At 36.9% G+C, this 26,628-nt stretch carries 24 protein-coding genes; 3 read left to right on the top strand and 21 right to left on the bottom strand.

Annotated features, from left to right (window positions below; translation table 11 throughout):
• Nucleotides 1–485 precede the first annotated feature (485 nt).
• The 3 genes from BN52_RS10515 to BN52_RS09530 all read left to right on the top strand — a co-directional run bounded on the left by BN52_RS10515 (nt 486) and on the right by BN52_RS09530 (nt 1,875).
• Entirely contained in the window at nt 486–659 is a 174-nt protein-coding gene (locus BN52_RS10515; protein WP_008474364.1) for a hypothetical protein, read from the top strand.
• A 9-nt stretch (nt 660–668) separates the two neighbouring features.
• On the top strand, nt 669–1,400 hold the full coding sequence (locus BN52_RS09535) for an Rpn family recombination-promoting nuclease/putative transposase (RefSeq protein ID WP_277812862.1): 732 nt from the start codon (nt 669–671) through the stop codon (nt 1,398–1,400).
• 208 nt (nt 1,401–1,608) lie between these two features.
• Complete coding sequence (locus BN52_RS09530) at nt 1,609–1,875, top strand: hypothetical protein (RefSeq protein WP_008474362.1); 267 nt, start codon at nt 1,609–1,611, stop codon at nt 1,873–1,875.
• A 636-nt stretch (nt 1,876–2,511) separates the two neighbouring features.
• Here the strand turns inward: BN52_RS09530 and trxA are convergent.
• From trxA to BN52_RS09425, 21 genes are all read right to left on the bottom strand, one after another.
• Nucleotides 2,512–2,823, bottom strand: a complete 312-nt coding sequence (gene trxA, locus BN52_RS09525) for a thioredoxin (protein WP_008474358.1) — start codon at nt 2,821–2,823, stop codon at nt 2,512–2,514.
• 77 nt (nt 2,824–2,900) lie between these two features.
• Nucleotides 2,901–5,264 carry an endonuclease MutS2 gene (locus BN52_RS09520; protein ID WP_008474357.1) on the bottom strand — a complete coding sequence of 788 codons (2,364 nt, stop codon included), beginning with the start codon at nt 5,262–5,264 and terminating at the stop codon, nt 2,901–2,903.
• Nucleotides 5,265–5,379: 115 nt separating this feature from the next.
• Complete coding sequence (locus BN52_RS09515) at nt 5,380–5,691, bottom strand: DUF1292 domain-containing protein (RefSeq protein ID WP_008474356.1); 312 nt, start codon at nt 5,689–5,691, stop codon at nt 5,380–5,382.
• 1 nt (nt 5,692) lies between these two features.
• Nucleotides 5,693–6,121: a Holliday junction resolvase RuvX gene (gene ruvX / locus BN52_RS09510; RefSeq protein ID WP_008474355.1), complete on the bottom strand. Its 429-nt coding sequence runs from the start codon at nt 6,119–6,121 to the stop codon at nt 5,693–5,695.
• On the bottom strand, nt 6,121–6,378 hold the full coding sequence (locus BN52_RS09505; protein WP_008474354.1) for an IreB family regulatory phosphoprotein: 258 nt from the start codon (nt 6,376–6,378) through the stop codon (nt 6,121–6,123). Before BN52_RS09505 ends, ruvX begins: the two co-directional genes overlap by 1 nt.
• A 52-nt stretch (nt 6,379–6,430) precedes the next feature.
• Nucleotides 6,431–9,070, bottom strand: a complete 2,640-nt coding sequence (gene alaS, locus BN52_RS09500) for an alanine--tRNA ligase (protein WP_008474353.1) — start codon at nt 9,068–9,070, stop codon at nt 6,431–6,433.
• 233 nt (nt 9,071–9,303) lie between these two features.
• The gene (locus BN52_RS09495) at nt 9,304–10,665 is read right to left on the bottom strand and encodes a DEAD/DEAH box helicase (protein WP_008474352.1); all 1,362 of its coding nucleotides are present in this window, start codon (nt 10,663–10,665) and stop codon (nt 9,304–9,306) included.
• Nucleotides 10,658–11,620: a DHH family phosphoesterase gene (locus tag BN52_RS09490; RefSeq protein WP_008474350.1), complete on the bottom strand. Its 963-nt coding sequence runs from the start codon at nt 11,618–11,620 to the stop codon at nt 10,658–10,660. The genes BN52_RS09495 and BN52_RS09490 overlap by 8 nt, the downstream gene beginning before the upstream one ends.
• A 59-nt stretch (nt 11,621–11,679) precedes the next feature.
• Nucleotides 11,680–12,807 carry a DNA polymerase IV gene (dinB, locus tag BN52_RS09485; RefSeq protein WP_008474348.1) on the bottom strand — a complete coding sequence of 376 codons (1,128 nt, stop codon included), beginning with the start codon at nt 12,805–12,807 and terminating at the stop codon, nt 11,680–11,682.
• Nucleotides 12,800–14,251, bottom strand: a complete 1,452-nt coding sequence (zwf, locus tag BN52_RS09480) for a glucose-6-phosphate dehydrogenase (RefSeq protein ID WP_008474347.1) — start codon at nt 14,249–14,251, stop codon at nt 12,800–12,802. Before zwf ends, dinB begins: the two co-directional genes overlap by 8 nt.
• An 84-nt stretch (nt 14,252–14,335) precedes the next feature.
• Nucleotides 14,336–14,722, bottom strand: coding sequence for a preprotein translocase subunit YajC (gene yajC, locus BN52_RS09475; RefSeq protein WP_008474346.1), 387 nt, complete (start codon nt 14,720–14,722; stop codon nt 14,336–14,338).
• Nucleotides 14,723–14,785: 63 nt separating this feature from the next.
• Nucleotides 14,786–15,799, bottom strand: a complete 1,014-nt coding sequence (gene ruvB / locus BN52_RS09470) for a Holliday junction branch migration DNA helicase RuvB (protein WP_008474345.1) — start codon at nt 15,797–15,799, stop codon at nt 14,786–14,788.
• A gap of 26 nt (nt 15,800–15,825) precedes the next feature.
• The gene (gene ruvA / locus BN52_RS09465) at nt 15,826–16,416 is read right to left on the bottom strand and encodes a Holliday junction branch migration protein RuvA (protein ID WP_008474344.1); all 591 of its coding nucleotides are present in this window, start codon (nt 16,414–16,416) and stop codon (nt 15,826–15,828) included.
• Nucleotides 16,409–18,301 (bottom strand): DNA mismatch repair endonuclease MutL, encoded by a 1,893-nt coding sequence (gene mutL / locus BN52_RS09460; protein ID WP_008474343.1) that lies wholly within the window; start codon nt 18,299–18,301, stop codon nt 16,409–16,411. Before mutL ends, ruvA begins: the two co-directional genes overlap by 8 nt.
• On the bottom strand, nt 18,301–20,883 hold the full coding sequence (mutS, locus tag BN52_RS09455; RefSeq protein WP_094777124.1) for a DNA mismatch repair protein MutS: 2,583 nt from the start codon (nt 20,881–20,883) through the stop codon (nt 18,301–18,303). Before mutS ends, mutL begins: the two co-directional genes overlap by 1 nt.
• A gap of 162 nt (nt 20,884–21,045) precedes the next feature.
• Nucleotides 21,046–22,668 carry a chaperonin GroEL gene (groL, locus tag BN52_RS09450; RefSeq protein WP_008474340.1) on the bottom strand — a complete coding sequence of 541 codons (1,623 nt, stop codon included), beginning with the start codon at nt 22,666–22,668 and terminating at the stop codon, nt 21,046–21,048.
• Between the two features lie 29 nt (nt 22,669–22,697).
• The gene (groES, locus tag BN52_RS09445) at nt 22,698–22,982 is read right to left on the bottom strand and encodes a co-chaperone GroES (protein WP_008474339.1); all 285 of its coding nucleotides are present in this window, start codon (nt 22,980–22,982) and stop codon (nt 22,698–22,700) included.
• Between the two features lie 170 nt (nt 22,983–23,152).
• Nucleotides 23,153–24,433 carry an MFS transporter gene (locus BN52_RS09440; protein ID WP_008474338.1) on the bottom strand — a complete coding sequence of 427 codons (1,281 nt, stop codon included), beginning with the start codon at nt 24,431–24,433 and terminating at the stop codon, nt 23,153–23,155.
• A gap of 26 nt (nt 24,434–24,459) precedes the next feature.
• Nucleotides 24,460–25,194 (bottom strand): LiaF transmembrane domain-containing protein, encoded by a 735-nt coding sequence (locus tag BN52_RS09435; protein WP_008474337.1) that lies wholly within the window; start codon nt 25,192–25,194, stop codon nt 24,460–24,462.
• Complete coding sequence (locus BN52_RS09430; RefSeq protein ID WP_008474336.1) at nt 25,191–25,649, bottom strand: LytTR family DNA-binding domain-containing protein; 459 nt, start codon at nt 25,647–25,649, stop codon at nt 25,191–25,193. Before BN52_RS09430 ends, BN52_RS09435 begins: the two co-directional genes overlap by 4 nt.
• Nucleotides 25,650–25,805: 156 nt before the next feature.
• Nucleotides 25,806–26,453, bottom strand: coding sequence for a redox-sensing transcriptional repressor Rex (locus BN52_RS09425; protein WP_008474334.1), 648 nt, complete (start codon nt 26,451–26,453; stop codon nt 25,806–25,808).
• Between the last annotated feature and the right edge of the window lie 175 nt (nt 26,454–26,628).

The raw sequence follows: 26,628 nt of genomic DNA, 5'->3' as shown, positions 1-26,628 counted from the left end.
TTAAATTGAAAAAGAACCGAATCAAAATGATTCGATTCTTGAGTTGAATAATTCGTCAAGTGCTTAACTTAATGACATTGCTCATTAACCGTTAGTCCGCTTTTCGGGGAAATTATTCATTTTAAGTCTTGTCACCCCACCTACGTGGGGAACACTAACACAGTCCTTAAACTGCATAAATCCTTAAAGAATCACCCCCCACATTCGTGGGGAACACTCCAACAATTGATCATAGGTAACTTTATATCCAGGATCACCCCCACACTCGTGGGGAACACTAAAAGATCCTTGAAATATCAACCCTTTGAAAAACCGACATCACCGTTTTTCATTACTTTCATTCACGCTTATCTCTACTATAACAAAAAATAATTATTTTTCTTCAATTTTCTAAAAATAATAAATAAATTTTTCGGTTTTTTGCGTATTTATATATTAGGGGGTTATTTTTGCTCTCAAATCTATAATTACGAGGAGGCAACTTCATGGATTATGAAGTCCCAAAGGAATTCGGCTTTACCGAAGATAAGATCTTTGGTTGGGTCATGGAAAACGAAGAGTTTTGCTTGTATGTTCTTAAGATCATTCTGCCCTTTTTGGAAATCAAGGAGATCGTTGAGTTTAACAAGCAAGATGCGCTAGGCAATGATCAGCGGTAGTCTAAGGATATCAGACTTGATATCAAAGTAGTCGATAAAGATGGTCGCATCTTTGATATTGAGATGCAGACTTCACCAAGCAAGTATCTTGGTCATCGTTTGAGATATTACCAATCAACGATCGATGGTGCCAAGGTGTTAAAGCCAGGTCACGATTACTCTGAACTGCCTGATACTTTCATTATCCTCTTGTGTTCGTTTGATCCGTCTGAAGCTTTTTCAAGAGTTGATAATCGCGCAGTTCATTTCTTCAAAACGATTGATACGAAAGACCATGCGTTAGAGTTGAATGGCGGGGCTACTAAGGTTATCATTAACTCAAAAGGCGACTTTACTGGTGAAAGTGAAGAACTTAAAGAACTAGCGAAGTTGATGAATAATGAAGAAGTCAGTCTAAATGAACACTTCATTTGGGTTCAGAAACGAATCAAGGAACTTAATCAAGACAGGAGATCAGATATCATGGACTACGAAATGAAGATCATGGATGCCAGAATTAGTGGTCGGGAAGATGGCGAGAAGGTCGGAGAAAAGAGAGGCAAAGAGATTGGCGAAAAAATCGGTAAAGAAGCTGAACGTCGTGCAGGTATCAAGAGGTTGATTATCGCAATGATGGAAATATCTACAGATGATAGGATTATCTTTAATGCAGCTAAAAAGCAATACGGCGAATACTTCTCTGATGGTGAGTTAAAGCAATTCATCGCAGAAGCGAAAAACGATTCTCTGCAAGAAGCTTGATGCCACCTATTATCCCATTTACTAAGCAAAAAGAGCGCTGAATTAATACTCAATGTCATTATGACAAATTCAACGCTTTTGGAACCGAATCATTTGGATTCGGTTCTTTTTCTTTCTACAATAAAAATAAAAGGTGGCAGATATAGATAGACCATCTGCTCACCTTTGTGTATCTTAGCAGGTCTTTCATAGAAAGGTTGTGGCTCTCATGAAATCCCCTCACTTAAACATTTTAAAACTGATGGATCAGATTATCAACCGAATCGCTGCTAACATCCATAAATTCACTTTTCCAGATCAGGCTTTTACTCGCTGCCGCAAGCTTAACGCCATCGACTTGATTAAGTTGATTCTTAACATAGGAGCCGGCAGCTTAAATACTGAATTATTTAAAGCTTTTCCGGATATTAATTTTAGAATGAGTGCCTCAGCTTTTGGACAGGCAGTATCGAGTCGTGGCAATAGACGGCTCTGATTTTAATCAGCCCTTTAATCCTCAATCAGAAAACGGCATGCAAGGCAAATATGGTCAGATTCATGTAAATACCTTATATGATGTTCTGAACAAGTTGTATTTAGACATGTTTTTTTAGTCGCGACAAAAAATGAATGAACGTGAAGCTGCTATTACAATGTTACAGCTTTAATTCGATTGAAAACTGCAATCATCTTAGACGCTATCAGTACGTTATTCGTACCAAGGCAAAATACTGAAAGAAAATATAAATGCCAAATCGACTTTAAAACGGCATGTTGTATCTGGCGACAATACTTTAGCTCAAACGATTTTTCAGATCTAAATTTCACTCACTTGTTGTTAAATATGATTGCCTATCTAACTCCGATTAGATTAGGCAGAAAAGATCAACGAAATTTAAAAGCGAAATTAGTAGTTTCTTTTCCATATCGCTTGGCTGCTTAAGATAATTAAATGCGCTATCGTTAGACAGCTTATTTGTGCTAGCAAAAAAGACATTTACCGAATAAAAAAGATTCGATAAATGCCTTGAAAAGCTAAGATCAATTATGTCAATGTCTTAACTTAATGACATTGAATTAATGTTCAGCGCTCTTTTGAATGTATAAATTCTATCCAACTTTAAATTGATTTTTAGTCAGTGTATTGGTCTAAAATTTGACTTAGCTTAGCTTTTGGAGTGTAGCCAGTCAAACGATCAACAATCTTACCATCTTTTTTGATAATAAGTGTTGGAATAGCCATAATGCCCAGTTCCTTTGGGGTCTCTTGGTTTTGATCTACATCCATCTTAGTGAACTTAACATCTTGTCGTTCTTCTGCTAATTGATCGATTACAGGTGATTGCATTTTGCAAGGACCACACCAAGTTGCCCAAAAATCAGTTAAAACTACACCATTGCTAGTTTCTTCTTCAAAGTTTTGATCAGTAATTGCGTCTACCATATTCATTCTCCTTTATCAGTTCCATTATTTACGAATAATATATCAAAGATGCTTACTTTTTACAAGTTAGATGCTCACTATTTCAAACGCACAATCGTTGCACCATTTCCACCTTCATTTGCTGGTGCATAATTAAAGCTCTTAACATGGTGGCTACTTCGCAAATAATTCCAAACACCTTTGCGAATCGCACCAGTTCCTATACCATGGATAATTGTTACAGTATCTAATCCAGCTAGCAGCACTGAATCGATATAGCGGTCAAGATCAGTCATCGCATCATCGTAGCGTTCCCCACGCAAATCTAATTCACTATGAGCATTGCTTCTTCTTAGGGAACTGGTTGCGCGAACCTTCTTAGCAACTTGCTTACCGGTTTTAGCAGTTTCAATTCGTTCAATATCACGATCAGTCACCTTGACTTTAATTATACCAATCTGAACTTCATAATCATGATCAGTTAATTTCTTAGTAATTACTCCTGTCTGGCCATATGAAAGAACTTTGACCTGATCACCAACATTTACATGATGACGCCGTTTTTCACGTTGTAGAACTCTATTATTAGCCAAATTAGTAGCTTGCTGTTCAAGCTTATTAAATTCGCCCTTTGCATCAATCAGCTTATTTTGTTTAATTAAAGCGCCATTCTTTCGCTGTTCTTCAAGCTCTTTAATAATTTCTTCCGCTTTCTTCCGTTTTTTGGCAACAACTTCATTAGCTCTTTCTTGGGCAAATTCTAATTGTTTTTGTACACGTTGATTATAAATATCGAGTGCATCTTGTAATTTTTTCTCTAAATTACGACTTCTAGCCAGACTAGTTTGTAATTGAATTCGAGCTTCAGTGGCTTTTTTAGTTTGATCATTCAGTGTTGCAATCATTTGATTGATGTCTGAATCAACATCTTTCATCAAACCTTCGGCATTTTTTACGACGTCTTCTCTCATCCCCAAGCGACGAGCAATTGCGAAAGCATTACTATGTCCCGGAATACCAATCTGCAACCGGTAAGTTGGCGACAATGTTTTAATATCGAATTCCATAGAAGCATTGGTAGTTCTTTCACGATTGTAACCATACAACTTCAATTCTGGGTAGTGGGTTGTCACCATTATCTTAGCCTTACGTTGACGCAAAAAGTCTAATATACTAATTGCTAAACTGGCACCCTCTTCAGGATCAGTTCCTGCCCCAATTTCATCAATCAATACTAGCGTATCTTGATGAGAGTTTTTCATAATATCAACAATATCATTGATATGAGAAGAAAAAGTACTCAAAGATTGTTCAATTGACTGTTCATCACCTATATCAGCAAAAATCTCCTTGAAAACTCCCACTTGACTTCCCTCTTCAGCAGGAATGAATAATCCGGATTGTGCCATCAATTGTAATAATCCTGCAGTTTTAAGCGTGATGGTCTTACCACCCGTATTAGGACCTGTGATCAACATGGTATCAAACTCAGCCCCTAAATATATGTCGTTAGGAACCACTCTAGTCAGATCAATCAATGGATGACGCGCTTTTAATAATTTCAATGATTGATCTTGAGTCAATTTGGGTTCTGTCGCTTTCAATTCGGTGGCTAATTTCGCTTTAGCTTGAATAAAGTCTAACTCTGCCAATACTTCAGAAATTGTTGAAATAGTTGGAATTTCCTCACGAGCCAAATTAGATAGTTCTCGTAAAATCCTTTGAATTTCTTGTCTTTCTTGAGCAAGCAAATTTTGTTGTCGACTATTTAAATTAAGTACGCCCTCTGGCTCAATGAACAAGGTTTGACCACTAGCACTTTGATCATGAACTATTCCACCAAATTTTGCCCGATATTCTTGCTTAACGGGAATAACGTAACGTCCATCTCTTATAGTAACAATTGCTTCAGATAAATATTTATTACTACGTCCTTTTACATAGCCGTCCATTCTGGTTTTAATTTCAGTCTCGTTACTACGTAAATCATGCCGTAATCTAGCCAATTCACTTGAGGCGCTATCTAATATTGTGCCATCAATATCTAAAGCATTCTTTAAAACCCGATAAAACTCTTCCGGAACATCAAGTTCATCAAGTAATTCTAAAATTGCATCTAGTTTAATTTTTTCATCTAAGCCCTCAACAAAAGCATTGATTTCTTTTGCCAAGGTTAAAACCAATAGGATATTGCCTAGTTCCTGAGCATTCAAATTTGCTTTAACTTTCAACCGTTTCATGCTTGTTGCTACAGAATTAAAATCTGTCAGTGGCAATTGCCCCTTAATTCTTAAGATATCAGCAAGAGCCAAAGTTTGTCGCAAATTTTTTGCAATTTCCTGGTAGTTGTCACTCGGACGCAAATTATTAGCCATTTCCTTGGCTGGGTTAGTAATTGTTAAATTAGCTAAGCGAGCGGTAATTCGTTCAAATTCAAGAATTTTTAAAATTTTGCTATTCATGTCATCTTCCTTATCGCCAAGTTTACAAATAGAAAAAGCAGATCATAGCAACAACCAATCGCCATCAGATGCAATCTCCTTGTACTATCTCTGCTTTTCTTTGTACTATTAAATTTTATTCACCACTCAAGCGGTCGTCGTCTAAGAAGGTTCTCAAAACCCCATCAACCATTTCCCACTCTTCGTCAGTAGTAATATCATGCAAATCACTGCTAATAACTTCACCTGCATCATCTGCATCGTAACTGAAAGCTTGAACTTCAATTTCTTCATCTTCACCTACAGCAGCAGGATAAAGCAAAACATATGACTTATCATAATCATCTGAGTGGAAGGTAAATAAAATTTCGTACAATTCTTCATTACCATCTTCATCGACTAATGTAATTTGATTATCTACATTGTCATTATAAACTTGCTCTATCATATTAATCCTTTCGGTTCAAATCCAAATAGGTCTGTAAAATTAGTACAGCAGCCATTTGATCGATTACTTCTTTGCGCTTTTTACGATCGTGAACTCCAGCTTCTTCTACCAAAACTCGTTTTGATTCAATGGTAGTTAAGCGTTCATCACAATAGTAAATGGGTAAGCCAAATTTAGCTTTTAGGCGCTCTCCCATCGCCTTACTACGCTCAACAGCTACTCCCGAACTACCATCCATATTTTTGGGCAATCCCAAAACAAAAGCTTCTGGATTATATTCTCTTACAATTTTTTTCAGTGAGCGCATCCCAAAATTATGGCGAGTTTCATCAATAGCAATAGTCTCTAATTTTTGCGCACTAATCCCTAATTCATCGCTAATGGCAACACCTATTGTTTTGCTACCAACATCTAAACCTATCAAACGCATTATTTATTTTTGCCGAGATAACTTTTTACAAGTTCTTCAATAATCTCATCACGTTCATGCTTAAGTATTAAATTACGAGCATCATTGTGTCGTGGAATATATGCAGGGTCTCCGGAAAGCAAATAACCTACGATTTGATTAGTTGGATTGTAGCCCTTTTCTTCAAGCGCATTGTATACATCTTGTAAGGTATCATAAACATTTTTGCCTTTATTTTGATTAAAGTCAAAATGCATCGTTTTATCTAACGAACTCATAATTTTTCCTCCTGTCACAATTTTACTTGAAAAGGCGTTCAAACTCAATTAATTAATGCTTAGAAATTTCATCAACAACTGCTTTAATGGCATCTTCCAAACCAGCAGGATTCTTACCGCCAGCTTGAGCCATGTTTGGACGGCCACCACCGCCACCACCAAAGATTGGAGCAGCAAGTTTAATCAAGTCTCCAGCTTTAAGTCCCTTATTAAGAGCTTTATCGCCTAAGCTAATGATCATATTAGCTTTGCCATCATTTTCAGCAGCCAATACCAATACATCAGACTTGTTAGAACTCTTCCAGTTATCTGCTAATTCACGTAAATCTTTCATACCATTTACGTTTGCTTTAGTTGCAATAACTGTTAAATCAGCAACTTCTTGAATGTTATTGAATAATTCTTTTGATTTAGCTTGGTTAATCTTAAGATTCAATTCTTCAACTTGCTTTTGTGTATCATGCAAGTTTTGTTCAAGAGTAGTAATCTTTTCAACGATATCAGTTGCTTTAGTAGCCTTTACTTCAGTTTGAACTTGATCTACTAAAGCTGAACGTTCTGCAAGATATTCATAAGCGCGCTTTGAGGTTACGGCTTCGATACGACGCATCCCTGCTCCAATGGCTGATTCAGAAATAATCTTGAAAATACCAATTTGGTTAGTGTTGTCACAGTGAGTACCGCCACAGAATTCCGTTGAGAAGTCGCTCATTTGAACAACACGAACTTTCTCACCATATTTACCATCAAATAAAGCAAGCGCACCCATCTTAAGCCCAGTATCTGGATCAGTGATGGTTGTCTTAACTTGAATTGCTTCCCAAATCTTTTGGTTAACCAATTGTTCAACCGATTTAATTTCAGCCGGTGTCATCGGATCAATAGCGGTAAAGTCAAATCTTAAGTAATCAGGATCAACCAAAGAACCAGCTTGATGTGTGTGTTCACCTAAAACTTCACGCAGTGCAGAATGCAACAAGTGAGTAGCTGAGTGTGAGTGACGAAGTCCTTCACGACGTTCACGATCAATCTTCAATACATACTCTTGGCCCTTTTCCATAGGTAAAACCAATTCTACATAGTGTAAGTTTTGATCATTTGGCGCATGTTGAACATCATTTACAGTAGCAACTAATTCACCATCTTGATTGTAAATGTTACCATGATCAGCTACTTGTCCACCACGTTCTGCATAAAATGGAGTCTTATCGAAGACCAAAATAGCTTCTTCGCCGTCAGCATGATCAACTAATTCGTCATTAACTACGATATCGATTAATTTAGCATGCTTTTCTTCATATACACCATACTCAAATTCTGAAGAATCCTTGATGTTCATTAAAGTCTCGTCTTGTGAACCCATTGATTGAAGGTTACCACGGGCCTTACGAGCACGTTCCTTTTGAGCTTCCATCTCTTTGTCAAAACCAGCTTTGTCAACTTTCAAGCCTTCATCTTGAGCTGATTCAAAAGTTAATTCATATGGGAATCCATAAGTATCAAATAACTTGAATGCATCTTTTCCTGAAATTGTCTTGCTATCTGAGTCTTTAGCCTTTTCAATCAAGTCGTCCAATAAAGTCAAACCACTATCAAGAGTTGCTTGGAAACGATCTTCTTCGTTTTTAATTACTTTGGCAATGAATTTTTCTTGATTCAAAACTTCTGGATAGTGGCTCTTCATAATTTCGCCAACCACTTTAACCAACTTGTACAAGAATGCACCCTTGATACCTAAACGTTGACCGTTTAAATCAGCACGACGAATCAATCTTCTTAAAACATAACCACGACCTGAGTTTGATGGCAAAGCACCATCACCAATTGCAAAGCTGACTGCACGTACGTGATCAGCAATAATCTTAAATGAAACTGTATCAGCAGCATTTTCACCATACTTCTTGCCAGCACTCATTTCTTCAGTTGCACGAATAATTGGCATAAACAAGTCGGTTTCAAAGTTGGTTGGTGCATCTTGTAAAATTGATAATACCCGTTCAAGACCCATACCAGTATCGATATTCTTATGAGGTTGATCAACATATGTACCATCTGGCAAGTGATTGTATTGTGAGAATACGATGTTCCAAATTTCAAGGTAACGAGCATTTTCACCACCAGGATAATTTTCAGGATCATCTTCAGCGACATCATTATTTTCTTGACCACGATCATAGAAGATTTCCGTATCAGGACCACATGGGCCTTCACCAATGTCCCAGAAATTATCTTCTAATTTAACAATATGATCAGCTGGCATCCCTGCTTCTTGCCAGATTCTGAATGAATCAGTATCTTTAGGGTAAACAGTACAATATAACTTTTCTTTGTCAAGGCCAAGCCATTTAGGACTAGTTAAAAATTCCCAAGCCCAAGGAATGGCATCTTCTCTAAAGTAATCACCTACAGAGAAGTTACCGAGCATTTCAAAGAAGGTTTGGTGACGAGCAGTCTTACCAACATTTTCAATATCGTTGGTTCTGATTGACTTTTGTGAGCTAGTAATCCGACGGTTCTTAGGAACAACTGACCCATCAAAATACTTCTTCATCGTAGCAACACCAGAGTTAATCCATAAAAGAGTTGGATCGTCTTTTGGTACTAATGATGCTGATGGCATAATCATGTGGCCATGTTCTTTAAAGAAGTCCAAGAACATTTGCCGAAATTCTGAACTAGATAACTGTTTCATTTTTATCTCCCTAAAACAATAAAAACACCGTTGCTTTTTCAAGGACGCTATTCACGCGGTACCACCTTGATTGCAACAGTGTTTGTTACCTCTTTATTTTCTTAATTTATGAACTTAAGGAGCATTTTTTAACCTAAATTAAGTCTTTCTCACCCTTCGACTCTCTCTTTGAAATTTAGTGATAAAAAACATATCTCAAGCTGACAATTATTTTACTACATGTTGGGCGTTTGTCAACGACCTTGCTCGCGTTTACGCTTACGTAATCGTTTAGCTTTTCGAATCTCGTGACGTTGTTCAAGTTTACGTTTTTTACGATTATCTTCTTGAATAGCACGTTGAATCTTTTTCTTATAGCCTGGCTTACGCTTGCGTTTTTCTTTTCTTACGTAACCGACTAAGCGAGTATCCAATTTTCCTTGTTTAGCTTGGCGGTTTTCACGATAATGATGGTGTTTACGTGCCTGTAGTTGGCCATTCTTCAATTCAACAAAATCGAACTTAATACCTAAATTCTCGAGTTGTTCAATAGAAGGCATTTCTTCTTCACGCATCAACGTAATAGCGTGTCCAGGAAGGCCATTTCTACCAGTACGTCCAATACGATGAATTACAAATTCTAAATCTCGTGGGATTTCATAGTTAATAACTAAACTTACGCCATCAATATCTAACCCTCTTGCAGCCAAATCACTAGCTACCACATACTGAAATTGACCTTGTTCAACTTGGCGCAATGTCCGTTTACGTTCACGCTCAGTAATTCCACCATGGATCTTAGCAACTTTTAAATTTTGAGCTTGCAAAAAACTAGTAATTTCATCAACTTTTTGTTTTGTATTAGCAAATACCAAGGCCAAATATGGTTGACCTAAAGTTAACAATTGATATAAAACTTGTTTCTTACTTTTAGAGCCAACATCGAGTAAATCATTTTTAATAGTCGGACTAATGACCGCTGGATTATCAATAATGATTTCTTCTGGGTGTGCCATATATTTACGTAAAAAGTTAGCTAACTTAACTGGAATTGTAGCTGAAAAGGCAGCAAAGAGAACTTGTTTAGGCAAACGACTTGCGACCTTGTCAATATCAGCCAAGAACCCCATATCCAAGGTCATGTCAGCCTCATCAATTACAAAAGTCTTAACTTGATCAATTGGAAAAATTTTTTTCTCTACAAAATCAAGCAATCTTCCGGGAGTAGCAATGATCAGCTGTGGACGCTTAGCCTGTAACCGACTAATCTGACGCTCACGATCAGTCCCACCCGCTAAGTGAGCTATTGTAAGTGGTAATCCTGAAGCTTTTCTAAGTGTCTTTGCTACTTGATATAATTGATCAGCCAATTCACGACTGGGAGCTGTAATTACAGCCTGAACATAATCAGCAGTAACATCTATTTGATTAAAAATCGGAATCAAATATGCATGGGTTTTCCCTGAACCAGTCGCAGCTTGTACCACTACATTTTCTTCTGAAAGCAAAGCCGGAATAACTTTTTTCTGAACTTCGGTTGGATTAACGAAATTGATTGCCTTTAATCCTGTTTGAAGTTCAGGTCTAATTCGTGAATCTTCAAAAATATTATTCATGTTCTTCATTAAATTTCTTTGTTACTTCTACAACTTCAGCAAAAATTTGCTTAACTTCTTCAAGATCTTTTGCGTTAGCGCCAGAAGCTAGTGCATGTCCACCACCATTATGCTTTTCAGCTAAATGGTTAATAACTGGACCCTTTGATCGGTAATGTACACGATAAGTTCCATCTGGTTTTTCAACAAAAACATTCCAAGCTTTAATGTCTTTGATTCTACCTGGCGTAGAAACTGTCACTGAAGCTTGATCATCGCTAATACCCAACTTCTTTAGATCTGCTTGCATCAAAACTGCATAAGCTGCACCACATGGATCAACCGTCATATAGTCTAAAACTGCAGCTTGTAACTTAGCTTGAGCGAATGTTACATCGCTAATATTACGTGCAATTTGCGTAAGATCGATACCAGTATTAGCAAGCTTAGCAGCAACTTCGAAGGTATGAACTGAGGTTTCAGGATACATAAAACGACCACTGTCCCCTACAATCCCAGCATACAAAGCAGCAGCAACTTCTTTAGTCAATGGCATGTTCATTTGCATGATGAAATCAGCTACAATTTCAGAAGCAGCTGGAGCATCAGGATCGACATAGCTCATATCTGCATATGGATCAACATCTGGGTGATGATCTATCTTAATCAAAAAGTCACCCTTATTATAGTTTTTGTTTGAAATTCTAGGAGTATTAGCAGTATCAGTTGTAATTACCAAAGCGCCTTGATAATCCTCAGGCTTGACTTCATCCATAGTATTGATCCAAGCAAGATCTCCTTCGTCATTTTCACCAGCACATAAAATTCGCTTGTCTGGGAATTGCAAACGCAAGCTTCTTGCTAAACCAGCTTGTGAACCAATTGCATCAGGATCTGGACTTGTATGACGATGCAAAATGATGGTTGGATATGCCTTGATCTTTTCATAAATTTCTTCAAAAGTACTGTTTTTCATCTTTTAGCTCCAATCTGCTTTTTGTTTATCCTTTAGTTTAACAGAAAAAATCACAATTATTAATAATCATCGGTAATAAATAAATCAGTCTCAACATAAATTTGATTAGCCAAATTAGTTACTGAGACACCGAGCAACCTTACCCCATTAAGCAATAATGATTCTACTTCATGAAATAGTGGCAAAACTGCTTGATACAATTCAATCTCATCTTGAGTTGCAACTTTTAAAAGTTTCCTACGAGTAAACGTTTGAAAATCAAGATCGCGAATTTTCAATACTACACATGTTGTTTTGAGATTTCGCTTCTTTAATTCTTTAGCAACTTCAATACAAAAATGGCGCAAAATTCCCATTGCTTCCTGTTGGTGGTAAATTGCCGGATCAAAAGTTCGTTCCTTACCAATAGACTTCCGTTGTCGTTGGCTTTCAACTGGTCGTAGATCAATCCCATGGGCATGCATGGCCATATAATAGCCAGCCTTCTTAAATTGATTAACTAGATTGCTGACAGGTTGTGCCTGTAAATCAGCTCCAGTATTTATATTCATCCCGCGTAATATTTCCTGTGTTTTTTTACCAATCCCAGGATATTTACTGATATCTTGATTAGCTAAAAAATCAAGGGCTTCATCTGGTAAAATCAAAGTCTTACCAAATGGCTTAGCATAATCCGACCCAATTTTAGCTAAAAATTTATTGTAGCTAATGCCAAAAGACGAAGTTAAATGCAATTGACGATATATTTGTTCTTGCATATAGTTAGCCAAATAAATTACAGAATAATTACCTAATTTATTTTGGGTCACATCCAAATATGCTTCATCAAGGGAAACAGTTTCGATTTGATCTGTCAGTTCATGCATTATTTCGTGAATTTGGTCAGAAACTTGCCGATACTTGTCAAAATTTGGTGCAACAAAAACCAATAATTCTTCTGGAACTTGCTTAACTGCTCTAATAGCAGGCATAGCACTACCCACTCCATATTTTCGAGCGAGATAATTAGCTGTTGTAATCACACCATGTCCATGATGTTCACGCGGATCCCGTGCAACTACAAGTGCCTTATGCCGATACTCTGGATGATCCCTCATCTCAACAGAAGCATAAAAAGCATCCATATCCAAATGAATTATCCGACGATGCGTGTCATTTTTAGGTAGTAACTCTAATCCTTTATCCATAAATCCAATGTTCAGTAGGACTCTCAAAAATTTGGTTAGCTTCTTTAGGCCCCATTCGATATGGTGGATATTGAATTATTTCAGAAATGTCCTGATTTTCCTTTTCCCAATAATTTTCTACTTTATCAATAAATTGCCAGTAACGCTCCAATTCACTCCAATGAGTGAAGTTAGTTGAATCATTAACAAAAACGTCGTGCAATAATCGCTCATAACCATCTGGAATTTTCGCCATTTCCTCATCAGTTAAAGCATAGGTCAATTTTTCTTCTCTAATACCTGACTCAAAAATGTTTTTACCATTTATCCGTAAATAAATACGGTTACGTGGATCGATTTCAATTGTAAGATTGTTAGAATGGACACTACCATATGGCGTTGAACTGTGCTTAAAGACAATGTCAATTCGACTCTTTTTCTCTTTAAATTCTTTTCCAGTTCGGAAATAAATTGGTACTCCTGCTAATGGACCAGCAGTAAATTTAACTTCACCTGCCGCATACGTTTCCGTTTTAGAATCGCTAGCAACATTAGGTTCTTGACGGTAAGCAAAGGTGGTATCACTACCAGCATATTGTCCTCTAACAAAATGCTGTTTGAGCATTTCCTCGTCTGGAATAATCAAGCTATCAAGCAATTCTTGTTTAGCTTGATGAACACTAGTAGCTGAAATATCCCTAGGCTCGGGCATCGCCAGAAGAGTGATAATTTGGAAAATATGATTTTGAACCATATCTCTTAATGCTCCAGAAGTTTCATAATACCCACCTCTAGCCTCAACTCCAAGTCGCTCAGCCAAAGTAACCTGAATATTTTTGATATGTTCTTTATCCCACACACTCTTAAACAATGGGTTAGTGAATCTCAAAGGCATGATATTTTGAATCATTTCCTTACCTAGGTAATGATCAATTCTAAAAATGTCTTCTTCAGCAAAACTTGTAGTAATTTGTTCATTTAACTCTTTAGCAGATGCTAGATCTCGACCAAAAGGTTTTTCCACAACAATTCGATTAAAACCTGTTCCGTTTAACTTTTGATCATTAATGTGGGTAGCAATTGTACCGAAAAAGCGTGGAGCCATTGCCATGTAGAACAACCTGTTGCCTTGTGCACTATAACGATCATCTAATTCTTGTGCTAATTCCTTCAGACTTACATAATGTTCAACATTAGTTACATCATGCGATAAGTAATAAAAGTGCTCAACAAAATTTTTGACATCATTTTCATTTACTTCAGTAAAAGTTTCATGAATTGCATCATTAACTTGTTCACGTAAGTATTCATTGGTCCATGGTCTTCTAGCTGTTCCAATTACTGCAAAATTATCGTGAATTAATCCTTGACGATACAAATTAAACAAAGATGGATAAAGTTTACGGTGAGCTAAATCTCCACTACCACCAAAAATTACCATTATCACAGGAATATTACTTGCCATCTTGTCCATCCTTTCTGTCATTTCAAAATACCATTATCTATTTTACAGCATCCCATACAAAAAAGCGCCTTTTGGCGCTTCTTCCTAATCTTCTTTAGTAGTTTCTTCTTTGCTATCAGCTTCTGCTGTTTCAGTAGTATCTTCAGCTTTAACTTCAGTAGAACTTGGTTCAAGAACTTGTCTAACAGCCATTCTACTAAACGTTAAATAAATACCATCTGCGTCAACTACAACTGTTTTATCAGCTTCATTGATCGAGTCGATTTTGGCATGTAAGCCGTCAACCAATACTACTTTATCACCCTTTTTAAGCTTGTCCATCATGGCCATTCTTTGTTGTTGTTGCTTCTTTTGTGGTCTAATAGCACCAAAATACATAAATGCACCAGCAAAAATCAACAAAGCAATCATCATAATATTGCCACCTGCACCAGAACCGGTAGCATTAGTTGCTAAAAATAATGTATTCAAATTTAGTTCACCTCATAAAACTTGTTAATACTCTAATTATACCGAAAAAAAGCTAAATATCTACTAATCACGATGAGGAATTGGAAATCCAAGTTGCAGATAGGCTTTTTCTGTAGCTATTCTACCGCGTGGCGTTAATAAAATAAATCCATGTTGCAATAAATATGGTTCATACAATGAGCCAATGGTTTCAATGTCCTCGCCAACATTAGCAGCTAAAGTCCTAATCCCCACCGGACCTCCACCATAGCCTTCAATAATGGTGCGTAATAATTTACGATCAGTTTGATTTAATCCTTCGTCATCAACTTGTAGTTGATGCAAGGCATTTTTAGTAGTTTCGTAAGAAATCGTTTGTTCGCCTTTAACTTGTGCAAAATCACGAACTCGTTTTAGCAAACGGTTTGCTACTCTAGGCGTTCCTCTTGATCTTCTAGCCAGCTCATGAGCAGCATCATCTGCAATCGTAGCATGGAATACTTCACTTGATCGTTCAACGATCTGTTCTAATTCATCGACCGTATAGTATTCCATGTGTTCTACAATCCCAAACCTATCACGTAAAGGTGCAGATAATTGACCAGCCAAAGTGGTGGCCCCAACCAAGGTAAATGGTGGTAATGGCACATGCACTGCGTGCGTCGTTTCACCTTCGCCAATAACGATATCTACATAATAATCTTCCATTGCGGAATATAAAACTTCTTCGATTGGCTTAGCTAGTCGATGGATTTCATCAATGAAAAGTACGTCCCCTGGTTCAAGATCTGATAATAACGCAACTAGATCCCCAGCCTTTTCAATTGCTGGTCCACTAGTACTTTTCAAATGAACCCCTAGTTCATTAGCAATAACAAAGGCTAACGTAGTCTTACCTAAACCTGGAGGACCATATAAAAGTACATGGTCTAATGCCTCATCGCGTTGCTTGGCAGCTTTAATATAAATTGCTAATTCGCGTTTAACTTTCTCCTGACCGAGATAATCTTTTAAAGATTGTGGTCGCAAAGAAACTTCCATTGCTTGCTCAACTTGATCACTTGTTGAACTTGAGGTTATCTCGTCTTGATTTTTCATCTCTTCACTTCCCTACTGAATCTATTTTACTTCTTTAATAACAAAGCCAAGCCCTTCTTGATATACTGATCAGCAGAATCATAATTCAATTCACTTAATTTAGGTGTGATTCGATCTACTTCTTTTTGGGTATATCCTAACGCAAGCAGGGCAAGCAAAGCATCATGTAAAGCGGGACTAACATCACTACTTTCACTTTTACGATCAAGCCGACTTACATAATCTCCAAGCTTTCCTTTTAAATCAAGCACAATTTGCGATGCAGTTTTTTTACCAACGCCTGGAAATCTTGTTAAGTACTTAACTTCACCTTGTTCGATTGCTTCTGCAAGTGAATCACTATCTTCGGCAGCCATAATGGCCAAGGCTGATTTGGGTCCAATACCACTAACACTAAGAAGTTTTAAAAACAAGCCTTTAGCTAGACGACTTTCAAAACCATACAAAGTAAAACCGTTGTTTTCACTAAAAATCTGTTCTACAAAAACTTTAGCTTCCTCATTAACTCGATAAGCAAAAGGTGTTGGACTGAATACCTTGTAACCAATGCCATTTACGTCAACAACAATGTAAGCTGGCGTAATTTCGGTGATCGTTCCTTCTAAATACTCAAACATTATTTTTCCCCTTAAATAATTTATTTATATCTGTAGCAGTTAATCGAACAAAAATTCTCTGCCCATCTTGATCATAATATGGGTCAGGCAAAGTGCTTAACTGCTTCAATAAATCGCTAGCTTCAATTTGCGACAGCTTAATTCGTTGTGTTACTTGCTTTTTAGCTTCCTCATTAGCTATCCAAGATATAATTCTTGAGCTTTTGCTCATTTCTGAATCCAAAAATTGATCTAAAATTTGATGCAAACTCCGTTCAATATCTCCCTGAAGCCACACTGGATAATTTCGCACAAGATAACTATTGTCCCCAAATTCTTCAAGTTCGATGCCAATTTTAGTAAGCTCAGCTATCTTATCTTTAAGTTTTAAAAAATCAACTTGTCCAAATTCTAATACTATGGGAGTAAGAAGAGTTTGCTTTACAACTTGAGGATTATTAATATCCCTCAAAATCTTATAATACTGTAGCTTCCGTCTTAATCTAAGCTGATCTACTAGATATAGATCTTGTTCATGCTCAGCAACAAGCAATTCATTAGTCATACCCACAAGCTTAAGTTCTGGCATAGTTTTGCTTAAAGTTGCATCCCCTGAAGAAAGCAACTCCTGTTTATTGGTTTTTGGCTTGGTATCACCAAAAGGAGTCAGTTGTGCTTGAAGCCGGACATTTTTATCCCAGGTGCTCGTTATATGATAGCGCTTGTCACTGCGTGGGGTATTAAGGTCTACAAATTCCGGTGCTTGTTCTGCCACTTCAATATTTTTGGCTTCGAGTGCATTTGTCTCTGGAATTTTCCGGCTAGTATCAACTACATTTTTATTTAGGTTGAATTGCAACTGATCTACTAAAGTTGGCTTATCAGTATTGCTTATTTCTGAAAAAGTATTCAAAGAATCTTGTTTTTCCATGATTGCTTCAGAAATTGCCTGACTAATTAAACGACCTAGTTCTTTTTCCTTTGAAAGTCTTACTTCTTGTTTAGTTGGATGAACATTGACATCTACCAAGAATGGGTCAACTTTAATAGCAATTACAGCAACAGGATAATGGCGGCTATCCATCTTATTAGCATATCCATCCATGATAGCGGCATTTAATTGATAATTACGAATGTATCTCCCATTTAGCAAAATGGAGATGAAATTTCGGGTAGATCTTGTTAATTCTGGTCGTGAAATTAACCCATTAATTTTAAAATCTGCATTTTCCATTTTAATTGGCAGCATTTTTTCGGCTACTGGTCGACCATAGATATTAGCTACCGTTTGCTGCAGATTACCATTTCCAGCAGTTCTAAAAAGGACCTTTCCATTATTAGTTAAAGTAAAAGCTATTTTTGAATAACCTAATGCTACTCGATTGACAATATCAATAATTTTAGTCATTTCCGTTCGCGGGCTTCGTAAATATTTCAAACGAGCTGGCGTATTGAAAAATAGATTATTAACTATGATTTGTGTTCCCTTTTGAGCAGCCGCATCTTCCTGTAACTTTTTTTGACCACCCGAAAATTCTGCTCGAGTTCCCTTAACTCCAGACGCTCTGGTTAAAATCTCAACTTGACTAACCGCCGCAATAGAAGCTAGTGCTTCTCCTCGAAACCCCAAAGTAGCAACTCGAAACAAATCGCGCTCATTATTGATTTTACTAGTTGCATGACGCATAAAAGCTAAATCAATTTGATCCGCTTCAATGCCACTACCATTATCTTGTACCACAATTTGTTTCAATCCTGCTTCAGTAAAATCAATTCTAATTCGACTTGCACCAGCATCGATTGAATTTTCAATTAATTCTTTAACCACACTAGCTGGACGTTCAATTACCTCTCCAGCAGCTATTTGATTAGTTAAAGTTTCCGAAAGTTCATGAATTTTTGCCATTAATTGTCTTCATCCTTCAAATCTTGTTGCCAATTAGCGACTAATTGCATCACTTCAAGTGGAGTTTTATCAGCCAAATAAACCTCACTAAGTGCTTGCAAAACATTTTGTTCAGCTTCAGTCAATTCATGCTTGGCAGGAGCATCCTTTTGAAGAGGTTCAGTCTCGTCAACTGATGTTGCAAATAAATTCAATTGCTCACTAGCTTGCGTTAATTCACTTGCACCTTGAGCCTCTAATCGTTTCAATAATTTCTCTGCTTCCCGCAAAACCTTATTAGGTAAACCAGCCAATTGAGCTACGTGAATTCCATAACTTTGATCTGCAGGTCCTGGCAAAATTTTATGTAAGAAAATCAATTTACCATTTTCTTCTGTTGCCCCAACATGGATATTTTTCAATTTAATTAAACTAGTTTCTAGTCCAGTCAATTCGTGAAAATGGGTCGCAAACAATGTCTTGGCTCCTACTTTATCATGAAGATATTTGACAATTGCACCTGCCAAAGCCATACCATCATAAGTTGCAGTTCCGCGTCCAATTTCATCAAATAGTACCAAGCTCCGATTTGTTGCGTACTGTAAAGCTTCATTTGCTTCACTCATTTCTACCATGAAAGTACTCTGACCCGAAATAAGATCATCAGCAGCCCCAATTCGAGTAAATATTTGATCAAAAATTGGTAGTTCCGCTTCATCAGCTGGAACAAATGATCCTACTTGTGCCATTACAGCAATTAGAGCCATTTGTCTCATATAGGTACTTTTACCTGACATATTAGGACCGGTAATTAAATAGATATTCGTATCTTCATCCATTTCAATATCATTTGGAATGTATGATCCGGCTGGCATTACTTTTTCTACTACCGGATGACGCCCAGCAACCACCTTAATATCGTGACGACCTCGGTGAAAAATTGGTCGACAATAATTATTTTGTTCGGCAACTTGAGCAAAGCCAGCAAAAATATCCAAAGCAGCCAGCTGTCCGCCTAATTTTTGAAGTTCAGGAATATATTTTTTAATTTCATCACGCAAGTTGACAAAAATGCCATGTTCCAAATCCGTCGAGCGCGTTTGTGCCTCCATAATTAAATTCTCGTGCTCCTTTAATTCTGGAGTAATATAACGCTCTGCATTAGTTAGCGTTTGTTTACGTGTAAACCGATCCAACGGGACTTTATTTTTATTACCATTGCTTACCTGGATATAGTAACCAAATACTTTGTTATAACCTACTTTCAAATTATCAATGCCGGTCTTAGCTCGTTCATCAGCTTCCATTTCAGCCAGCCATTTTTTACCATTATTCATTGCATCGCGATAACGGTCAAGTTGAGAGTTGACTCCCGTTTGAATTAATCCACCCTCTGTTGTTAAAACCGGTGGATCAGCAACAATGGTAGAAGTAATTTGTTCTGCTACTCCAGTTAATGGATTAATCTCTTTAGCGAAGTTTTTTAAAACATCGTTATTACTATCAGTTAACGCCTGCAAAATTGCAGGCACAGAATTGAGTGAACGCGCTAATTGCAACAACTCCCTAGCATTAACATTCCCAAAAGAAATTCTTCCAGTCAATCTTTCTAAATCATATACGCCTTTAAGGGAATCAATCACCGTCTCTCGGGTAAAGTATTCATCAAGTAAAGCTTGAACCATTTCTTGACGATAAGAAATTTGCTCATAATTAAGTAAAGGACGAGCAAGCCACTGCTTCAATAATCTAGCTCCCATCGCAGTATGAGTTTGGTCAATGACCCAAAATAGCGAACCCATTTTTTTACCCGTTTTTGCTGAAGCTACCAATTCCAAATTATTTTGTACAGTATGCGTCATTTGAAGATACTGATTCACTTCATAGCTTTTAGCAATCTGTAAATGGGCTAGACTCCGTTTTTGTGTCGCTAACAAATAACTAACAAGTTGCTCGGTAGCTAGCTTTTCTGAGCGATTAACAAGGTTCTGCTCTACATATGATATTTCCGCATGTTTCTCATCTAATTCAACCGCTTGCGAAACAATAATATTAGCTTTATGGAGATACTCTTTTTGATCCTCTGTCAAGTCGCCTGTAAACACAACTTCCTTGGTATGTAAGGATAATAACTCATTCGCAATCGCAGAAAAACTCTTTAAATGAGTTGCATAAACTTCTCCAGTTGATAAGTCACTGTAGGCCAACCCAAACCCAGACGCAGTGGAAACAACTGAAGTCAAATAATTAAAATCCTTAGCTTCATTCGGTCCTTCTGACATCATCGTACCAGGAGTAATCAACTGAACGATTCCCCGCTTTACCATCCCCTGAGCTTTTTTAGGATCTTCAAGTTGTTCACAAATCGCTACTTTATAGCCTTTTTCAACCAAAGTATTCACATATGTATCAACTGCATGATGGGGTACTCCAGCCATAGGTACCGGATTTTCACTCTTATTTGAACGATGAGTTAAAGTTAATTCGAGTAATTGGGCACCCTTTACGGCATCATCTTCAAAAAGTTCATAAAAGTCTCCAACCCGATAAAAAAGAAATGCGTCTGGATATTGTTTTTTAATTTCATAATATTGCTCCATCATTGGAGTCGTGCTAGCTTTTACCAAAACGTTACCACTTTCTTATTTTTATAACTGTATTAATTCCATTATACGACAAACCAAACTGCAAAAAAAACGTCGATAATCAACAAAATTATCGACGTTTCATTCAGTATATCTTATAAGTTTAAATTATCAATCAAATTACATCATACCTGGAGCACCAGCACCTGCTGCAGGAGCAGCTGGCTTATCTTCAGGAATATCAGCCACAACAGCTTCAGTGGTAAGAAGCAAAGCAGCAATTGAAGCAGCGTTTTGTAAAGCAGTACGAGTTACCTTAGTTGGGTCAATGATACCAGCTTCAACCATGTTTTCCCACTTGTCAGTTGCTGCATTGTAGCCAACTTCATTTTCTTGATGTTCCAACTTATCCAAAATTACTGAACCATCTTTACCAGCATTTTCAGCAATTTGACGAACTGGAGCACTCAAAGCTTTAAGAACAATGTTAATACCAGTTTGTTCATCAGGAGTGTCACCCTTAAGTTCACGAACAGCACTTTCAACATTTACTAAAGCAGTACCACCACCAGCAACATAACCTTCATCAACAGCAGCACGAGTTGAGTTCAAAGCATCTTCGATACGGTATCTACGTTCCTTCAATTCTGTTTCAGTAGCAGCACCAACATGAATCACAGCTACACCACCAGTAAGCTTAGCAAGACGTTCTTGCAACTTCTTCTTGTCAAAGTCTGAAGAAGTGTCTTCAATTTGCTTTCTGATTGAGTCTTCACGTTCCTTGATAGCGTCTTTAGAACCAGCACCATCAACAATAGTAGTTGAATCCTTAGTAATAGTTACGCGACGTGCTTGACCTAATTGTTCAATTGTAGTGTCCTTAAGTTCAAGACCAAGATCATCAGTAATAACAGTACCACCAGTAAGAGCAGCAATATCTTGTAATTGAGCTTTACGGCGATCACCAAAGCCTGGAGCCTTAACAGCTACAACATTGAAAGTACCACGGATCTTGTTCAAAACAAGGGTTGGAAGAGCTTCACCAGTTACATCGTCGGCAATGATCAATAAAGCCTTACCTTGTTGAACGATTTCTTGTAACAAAGGCAAAATATCTTGAATATTTGAAATCTTCTTATCAGTGATTAAAATGTATGGATTATCAAGATCAGCTTCCATCTTGTCGTTATCAGTTACCATGTATTGTGATAAGTAACCACGATCAAATTGCATCCCTTCAACTACTGACAATTCAGTGTTGATACCACGAGAATCTTCAATCGTAATAACACCATCGTTACCAACCTTTTCCATGGCATCAGCAATTAATTCACCGACTTCTTGTGAAGCTGAAGAAACAGCCGCTACTTGAGCAATTTGAGCTTTAGAAGAAACAGTGTGGCTAATCTTATGTAATTCTTCAACAGCTACTTTAGTAGCCTTTTCAATACCGCGACGAATACCAACTGGGTTAGCACCAGCAGTAACGTTCTTCATACCTTCTTTAACGATTGCTTGAGTCAAAACAGTAGCAGTAGTAGTACCGTCACCAGCAATATCATTAGTCTTTTGGGCAGCTTCAGCAACTAGCTTAGCACCCATATTTTCAAAATGATCCTTTAATTCGATTGCCTTAGCAATGGTAACACCATCATTAGTAATATCTGGATTACCGTAAGTTTGTTCCAAAACAACATTTCTACCCTTAGGACCAATAGTAGTCTTAACAGTATCAGCCAACTTATCTACACCCTTAATAAGTGAACGTCTAGCATTTTCTGAAAATTTAATATCTTTTGCCATAGATTATCTATGCTCCTTATTCAAACTGATTATTTAACGATTGCTAAAATGTCTTTTTCATGAAGGACTAAGTACTTTTCACCTTCGTACTTAACATTAGTACCAGAGTACTTATCGTATAAAACAGTGTCGCCAACTTTAACAGTCATTGGCAACTTATCACCATTAGTAGCAAAAGCTCCTTCACCAACAGCTACTACTTCACCTTCAGTTGGCTTTTCCTTGGCATTTGAAGCAAGGACGATGCCACCAACAGTCTTTTCTTCTTCATCTTTAACTTTTACGATCACACGATCACCAATTGGTTGTAACACGTTTGTCCCTCCTATGATTTTTAAAATTCTTTATTTCGATTTTTAGCTCAAGTTAGCACTCATTAATTATAAGTGCTAACTTACATGTATGATAATAACCTCTTTCCAGAAAAAAAGCAAGAAAAAATTAGCACTCATATCAAAAAAGTGCTAATCAGTGATAATTATTATTAAATTGCTACTTCTTCCTGATTTTTAATTTCTGGTTCGACTACTTTATGACCCCAGTAACTACTAATCATTGCTACTATCAAACTCAAACCAGTAAACAATATCCAGCTATATACCGGACTAGTTTTTCCAGCAATCGTTAAGAATAACGCTTGCCCCAGTGGAGCAACGCAAAGAGCTAATAAATTAAGTACGCCACTTGTCGCTGCAATCTGATCGTCATCAACACTGGTCATAACCAAAGCAGAAACCCGTGGATTGATTTTTCCAATTAAATAGCTTGCTAACAAAATGAAAGCCACAATCATAACAATTGATTTATGCCAAGCGAAGCCTAGACCTACCCCAACTAAAGCTAACATACATAAAGTAGTAATTGTAAGAGTTTTAGCTTTTTTCAAAAAATCATTCATAAAGAGACTTCCTAAAATAATGCCGATTGAAAAACTCATATCGTACAACACAATTGAATAGCCATAATTTCCTAACCAAATTTCTTTATACGTTAACAATGATAAATTGATCATACCACTCATTGAAACGCCTAAAAAATTAACCATCATCGCTAAGCATGTGAACCTAAGTAAAAAATTATTTTGACGAAAGTTTCTAATAGCTGTTTTTATTTGATCCCGCATGCTTCGATGATCATGTTCGCTTGAATTATTGATAGTCATTTTTTTCTCGGCAACTAATAAATGTTGGCGATTCCATAATAGGATTAATCCAGCCACCATAAACGTGACCGCATTTACCAAGCCAAAAACAGGATAATTATAACTAAGTGCTACGATCATGCTTGCACCAACCGCTTGAAAAATTATTTGGACCGTTGTACCAGCAGCAGACATTAATCCTAGCCCACTATTCAATTCCTCCGCAGGCAACAATTTTTGTAATAGAGGCATTCCTAAGCCATTTCCAAAAGATCCTAAGGTATCCGATATGATATTAATCAATAACAAAACTAGGAAGATCGGAAATGAACTCTGAACTCCTATTAGCACTGCTAAAAGTATGAATAAAGCACATTGAATGAATCTAACAATAATAGAACTGTAAACCTTGTGCTTAGTTTTATCAGCCAAAGCCCCAGTAACAACCGCTAATAAGCCTGGGATCAAGGTCGCAACCGAAGCTAAAGACACTGCCAATTTTTTGTTAGGAACAGAACTTGCATAAATAATAAATACAATGTTGTATAAACTGTCTCCAATGCCACTGAGCAAGCTCGCATTGATTATCGCACGATAGCCCTTATTTTTTAGGTATTCATGCATAATGGTTTCCTACTTTCTATTTGTAATTAAACATATTTAATTGCTACCTCACTAAGAGAAACTTGACCTCGCACTATTAGTGTTGGACCACTACCTTCGGACACTCCCTTAACATCTACTTCACTCAAAAGTGGTGATAGTGTATTGCTTACGCGCCATGATCGTGGCAAATAAATTACGACATCGCTCATAGTAACATTTAAATCAAGAAATACTTGTTCTCCAGCAGCTTCTGCATCATCTAAATATAGATACACATCACTAAGCTTAGAGTTCAATTCAATCGTTTCAAGATCTTTTGAGTGAACATAGCGAGACGTATCAGACATTGTTTGATCTATTCTAACATGTGAACCAGCGTCATTTTGACTACTAGTTGAAAAATTACCATCAAGCACCTTATCTTTAGAGCCTAAATCCGCAACGCGAGTTATTGAAATATTTGGATGGATTTTTTTCCCGAATAATAAGTTCAGACCCACACTAATTAAGGTTGCTGCAATTAAAATCGTCCAAGGACTTAAACGCGTAATTCCCAATGGATCGGCGTACAATATTAACAGAAAAGCAATTGAAAAAATTGCTCCTGTGATATTCAGCTTTAATAAACTATAGAGCAAACTACTTGCGAAAATTACTGTTCCTGCAAATAACCAGAAACCAATTTTAACTGAAACTACGCCCATTTTGCTGGCAACCAACAGAGCTGCGCAAGCCAAAAAGAATATTGCCCATAAAATTCTTGAAAATGTTTTTCTCATGATACTCGTCTTCTTTCATCTAATTTTGTTCTAACCGCCCGATAATAGCGACGAGAAACGTAAACTTTCTTATATGATTCTTGAAAAGTAACCTCACAATTAGAAATCGACCGAGTCAATGAATAAATCTGATCTAGGTTGATAATCGTCGATTTCGCTACCCTCATAAAGTTGGCTCCTAAGATTTCTTCAAGCTCATATAATTTATAGTTAACTTTGAATGCTTCATTTTTAGTATGTGCCATTACCAGTTTGCTGTCCGTTTCAAAGAAAAGGATCTCGCTAAGTTTCAAATAATATGAGACATTGTCTTTCTCAACTTCTAATTGCAATATTTTATTTTGCCGTCCTAATAGTTGCTTATAGACTGCTTCAACTTCTTCGGTTATCTCTGGTGCTTTTAGCACTATTTCCGGTTCGTCACAACTAGGATCGATTTCCATTTTTATTTTCACCTTAGTCGCCTCCTTCTTTTCTTGTTAAATTAATTTAACCAAAATTTTAGATTAATTTACAGTAATTATTACTAAGCGGTCATTTTTACCAACTAACTGGAATAAAAAAGAGCCTAACTCACTTGAGCTAGGCTTTTCATATAGTATGTCTATCGATTATAGTTTTTCATCGCTTAATTTATCTGAATCTAAGAAATAAATCAATGTCTGCAATTCCGTTGCTAAATCAACATTTTGCACTCTTACGTTAGCTGGCGCAGATAGACGAATTGGCGTAAAGTTCATAATTCCCTTAATACCAGCTTCGATCATATCATTAGTAGTCTTTTGTGCTTGAGCAGAAGGAACTGTCAAAATTGCAATTGAGATTTGTTGATCACTTAATTGCTTTTTTAGCTCTTCCATATCATAAACAGGAACTCCACTTAGAATACGTCCTGTAATTTCTTTATTAATATCAAATGCACAAGAAATGCGAATATTGTTGCTACGCTTGAAATTGTAGTTTAACAAAGCTCGTCCTAAGTTACCCACACCAACAAGTGCGACATTAGTCAAAGTATCTTGATTCAAGATTTTTTTAAAGAAAGACAATAGGTTCTTAACGTCATAACCATATCCGCGCTTGCCTAATGCACCAAAATAAGAAAAATCACGTCTAATTGATGCACTATCGACTTGCACCGCTTCAGATAGTTCCGTTGAGGAAACCTTATCTTTTCCTTCTTCATTTAAAATCATTAAGTATCGATAATATAAAGGCAAGCGTTTAGCTGTTGCCTTAGGTATTTTTAGTTTATCCATTATTGCGCCCCTAATTAATTTAACTTTGTGATTGTATAATCATGCACATATATGTTACCTATAATTTATGTATTTTTGCAAGAATTTTTTTCACAATCACAATATTTTTACCACTTTTTAAGAACATTCTTTAGACTGGCAAAAAAACTTTGGTAAAATTAGTACAGGTGAAGAA

Source organism: Lactobacillus gigeriorum DSM 23908 = CRBIP 24.85 (assembly GCF_000296855.1).
Taxonomy (GTDB): Bacteria; Bacillota; Bacilli; order Lactobacillales; family Lactobacillaceae; genus Lactobacillus; species Lactobacillus gigeriorum.
Note: the sequence above shows the minus strand (reverse complement) of the source record. Positions and strands in the feature narration are given on the sequence as shown.